The sequence below is a fragment of the Aeromicrobium sp. genome (assembly GCF_036676885.1).
Lineage (GTDB): Bacteria > Actinomycetota > Actinomycetes > Propionibacteriales > Nocardioidaceae > Aeromicrobium.
In genome coordinates this window covers 1-3777 of sequence record NZ_JAKFCB010000139.1, presented here as the reverse complement: position 1 = coordinate 3777, position 3777 = coordinate 1, and the positions used below count along the sequence as shown (strand labels likewise).

At 66.0% G+C, this 3777-nt stretch carries 3 protein-coding genes; 1 reads left to right on the top strand and 2 read right to left on the bottom strand.

Annotated features, from left to right (window positions below):
* On the bottom strand, positions 1-1018 hold a 1018-nt coding region (locus V6M46_RS07025), incomplete at its 3' end, for a cytochrome P450 (protein WP_332663259.1).
* Between the two features lie 167 nt (positions 1019-1185).
* Here V6M46_RS07025 and V6M46_RS07020 point away from each other — a divergent pair.
* The gene (locus V6M46_RS07020) at positions 1186-2553 is read left to right on the top strand and encodes an APC family permease (protein WP_332663258.1); all 1368 of its coding nucleotides are present in this window, start codon (positions 1186-1188) and stop codon (positions 2551-2553) included.
* A 59-nt stretch (positions 2554-2612) separates the two neighbouring features.
* On the opposite strand, the gene V6M46_RS07015 is transcribed toward V6M46_RS07020, so the two are convergent.
* Positions 2613-3611, bottom strand: coding sequence for a TerC family protein (locus V6M46_RS07015; RefSeq protein WP_332663257.1), 999 nt, complete (start codon positions 3609-3611; stop codon positions 2613-2615).
* Positions 3612-3777 lie beyond the last annotated feature (166 nt).

Sequence of the window (3777 nt, the reverse complement as noted above, 5' to 3'; positions counted from 1 at the left end):
CCGGATCGCGGTTGGCGCCACTCAGCGAGGCCAGGACGACGTCGCCGGCCCTGAGCTGCTGGCCGAACAGCATCATGTCCTGCTTGGCGAACCGCGGGAACGCGACCTGCACGACCGACAGGTAGCGCAGGAGCTCCTCGACGATCCGGTCGACGTCCTCGGGATCGCCCTTGCGGATCAGGTTGGCGTACTCGGGATCACGCAACAGGACGATCGTGCCGAGCGCGATCATGCCCGCGGTGGTCTCGTAGCCGCCGGTGAACACGCCGTCGGCGAGTCCGGCGAGGTCGACGTCGGTGATCAGGTCGCCCTCGTCGCGCAGGATCTGCCCGATGAGCCCGGGGCCGGGCTCCTTGCGCTGCCGGGCGACCGCCTCGAACAGGAAGTCACGCTGCTCCGACACCGCGCCGAAGGCGGCGGCCCCGCCGTTCGTCGCGTCGAAGCGTGCGCTCCCGAGCTTCTCGAACGCGTCGCGGTCCTCGTAGTCGAGTCCGAGCAGCGCGCAGATCGTCTGGAACGGCACCGGGAACGCCACATGCTTCGCCAGATCCGCACCCGGGCCCTCGGCCTCGAGCTTGTCGAGCTGGTTGTCGACGATCTCGCCGATCATGGGCTCGAGCCGGGCGAGGCGCCTCATCGTGAACTCCGGCGTGACGATCTTGCGCAACCGCGTGTGCAGCGGCGGGTCGGTGAACCCCAGTCCCCCGATGTCGTCAGAGGTGGCCGGCCCGTCGCCGTGGAACATGTGGCGGATGTCGTTGGAGTACGAGTCGCGGTCCGTCAGGATGCGGCGCGACTCCTCGTAGCCGGTCACCAGGTAGGCACGGAAGTTGAACGGCAGGTCGAGCTTGTGCATCGGCTCGGTCGCCCGGATCTCGGCGATCCGCGGCACCGGATCCATGACATTGCGCTGCAACGGAACCTTGGTCGGTTCGGGAATGAACGAGATGCGTGAGAGGTCGATGCCCTTCTTCTGGATGCGCCGAACGACCAGCTTGCCGATCCACTCGGAGACCATTGTCCTCACATCAACCACGGGGTCGAAACTACACTGCCTGGTTGCGCCCACGAGCCACTCGGTGGAAGGTGTGAGGCAAGTTGCGCCCGACGAGAGCGCACGAGCAAGGGGGATTCATGAGCACCGAAACGACCAGGCCGGGGCAAGGGACAGAGCTCAGAAGGGTCATGGGGCCCAGACTCCTGCTGCTCTTCATCGTGGGCGACATCCTCGGCACGGGGGTCTACGCCCTCACCGGACAGGTCGCGGCCGAGGTCGGTGGGGCCGCCTGGCTGCCGTTCCTCGTGGCGTTCATCGTCGCGACCCTCACGGCGTTCTCCTACCTCGAGCTGGTCACCAAGTACCCGCAGGCCGCGGGCGCCGCGCTGTACGTCCACAAGGCCTTCGGCGTCCACTTCTTCACGTTCATCGTCGCCTTCGCGGTCATGTGCTCGGGCATCACGTCCGCGTCGACGGCGTCACGGGCGTTCGCGGCAAACCTCGCGACGGGGATCGAGTGGGAGGCCAGCAACTCCGAGATCATGCTGATGGCGCTCGCGTTCATGGCGCTGGTCATGGCGATCAACCTGCGTGGAGTCAGCGAGAGCGTCAAGGCCAATGTCGTCCTGACCCTCGTCGAGCTGTCGGGCCTGTTGATCGTGATCATCATCGGTGTCTACGCGATCTCCGGCGGCGACGCGGACTTCAGCCGGGTGACGGCATTCGACACCCCGGACGACAAGAATGTCTTCCTGGCGGTCACCACCGCGACTTCGCTGGCGTTCTTCGCGATGGTCGGCTTCGAGGACTCGGTCAACATGGCCGAGGAGTGCCACGAGCCTCACCGGATCTTCCCGAAGATGATGCTGACCGGGTTGGGCATCACCGGCACGATCTACATCCTGGTGTCGATCTGCGCCGTGGCGCTCGTGCCCGTGGGCACGCTCGCTGCGAGCGACACCCCGCTCGTCGAGGTCGTCAAGGCCGGCGCGCCCGACTTCCCGATGGACAAGATCCTGCCGTTCATCTCGATGTTCGCTGTCGCCAACTCCGCGCTGATCAACATGATGATGGCCAGCCGGCTGCTCTACGGCATGTCCAAGCAGGGCGTCATCCCCACGTCGTTGTCCAAGGTCCACGCCAAGAACCGCACGCCGTGGGCGGCGATCCTGTTCACGACCGTGCTGGCGTTCGGCCTCATCGCGTATGTCTCCAACGCCAGCGACGACGCCATCGCGGTGCTCGGCGGCACGACGGCGCTCCTGCTGCTGGGCGTCTTCGCGGTCGTCAACGTCGCAGTGCTCGTCCTCCGGCACGACCGGGTGGAGCACAGCCACTTCCGTACGCACACGGCGATCGCTGTCGCCGGCGCGCTGTCCTGCCTCTACCTCGTCACACCCCTGTCGGGCCGTGACGGGGAGCAGTACCAGGTCGCCGGCATCCTCCTGGCCATCGGACTCCTGCTCTCGGTGCCGATCTACCTCCACCGCCGGGCGCAGGGCGAGGACCTCGAGATCACGAACCCCGAGGACATACCTCCGCACGACCTCCGGTGATCATCGCGTCGGCCCGGCTCCACGAGGAGCCGGGCCGACGCATGTCATGCAGCTGGGGCTCAGCCGAGCTCGCGGCCGGCCTTCTCACGCCGGGCCGAGACCGTCAGGCTGACGATGGCCGTCGTCGCGAGAACCGCCACGATCACGCCGAGGCTGAGCAGCGTCGGGATCTCCGGCACGTCGAAGTGCTCGCCGCCGTTGAGGAACGGCAGCTCGTTGGTGTGCAGCGCGTGCAGCACGAGCTTGACGCCGATGAACGCCAGCAGGACGGCGAGCCCCTGCGACAGGTAGATCAGGCGCTTGAGCAGGTCGCCGAGCAGGAAGTAGAGCTGGCGCAGCCCCATCAGCGCGAAGACGTTGGCGGTGAAGACGAGGTAGGGCTCCTTGGTGAGCCCGTAGATCGCCGGGATCGAGTCGAGCGCGAACAGCAGGTCCGTCGTGCCGAGCGACAGGATGACCAGGAACATCGGCGTGATGAACGTCTTGCCGTTCTCCTTGATGAACAGCTTGAGGCCGTGCCATTCCTTCTTGGTGTTGAAGAAGCGCTCGGCGAAACGGACGACGCCGTTGTGGCCGTCGTCATCGTGCTCGGTGTCCTTCATCAGCGTGTAAGCGGTCCACAGCAGGAACGCGCCGAACAGGTAGAAGATCCACGAGAAGTTCTCGATCGCGACGGCGCCGAGCGCGATGAAGATGCCGCGGAACACCAGGGCGATGATGATGCCGACGAGCAGCGCCTCCTGCTGCAGCTTCCTGGGCACCTTGAAGCTCGCCATGATGATCAAGAAGATGAACAAGTTGTCGATCGAGAGGCTGTACTCGGTCAGCCAGCCGGCGAAGAACTGCAGGCCGAAGTCGCCGCCCTTCCCCGACACGTCGTGGTGGACCGCCACCCAGATGCCGAAGGCCACGGCCAGGCCGATGTAACCGGCCAGGTAGATCGCGCACTCCTTCATCGTGGGCTCGTGCGGCTTGCGGGCCACCACGATGACGTCGAACAGCAGCACGGCGATCGTGACGGCGATCGTCACGATCCACTCGGTCTGCGAGACGGACATGCTGACGGTGTCAGCGGTGCTCTCGGCCAAGGGCAGGATCACGGTGGGTTCCTCCGGTCGTCGGGACGCCGGAGGTCTCTTCCGCCGCGATGCGGCCCGCAACACCGGGCGACTGCTGGGAGTCTCCGTGATGACGACGTTGCGATCGGGGAATACTCCCCTCCGC

Bases quoted from the DNA above. Each gene is read 5' to 3' on its own strand.
- V6M46_RS07020 (WP_332663258.1), top strand. From the start codon at position 1,186: ATGGGGCCCAGACTCCTGCTGCTCTTCATCGTGGGCGACATCCTCGGC.
- V6M46_RS07015 (WP_332663257.1), bottom strand. From the start codon at position 3,611: ATGTCCGTCTCGCAGACCGAGTGGATCGTGACGATCGCCGTCACGATC.